At 54.3% G+C, this 280-nt stretch carries 1 protein-coding gene; it reads left to right on the top strand.

What is annotated here, in order from left to right:
- Positions 1–260 (top strand): hypothetical protein (locus tag DTF_RS22715; protein WP_226989237.1); only part of this gene is annotated, 260 nt, incomplete at its 5' end.
- Positions 261–280 lie beyond the last annotated feature (20 nt).

The raw sequence follows: 280 nt of genomic DNA, 5'->3' as shown, positions 1-280 counted from the left end.
TCTGCGGCCTGACCTATAATCTCGATCATGAGAGGATCGAAATCCTCTGCGATTTGCTGCGCAATTACCAGGGCTGGGTCCTGGCGGCGATGGTGAGTTTTTTCGATCCGACCTGGGGAGCGGAACTGGCCGAGCGTATTGAATGCGACAAATCGATCTGCGGCCTGACCTATAATCTCGATCATGAGAGGATCGAAATCCTCTGCGATTTGCTGCGCAATTACCAGGGCTGGGCCTCTGACGGAACGGGCGGTTTTTAGAAGCCTGATGGCGTCGCAAA

The organism is Desulfuromonas sp. TF (genome assembly GCF_000472285.1).
Taxonomy (GTDB): Bacteria; Desulfobacterota; Desulfuromonadia; order Desulfuromonadales; family ATBO01; genus ATBO01.
The sequence above is the reverse complement of the archived record's forward strand: the minus strand, read 5'-3'. Positions and strand labels throughout refer to the sequence as shown.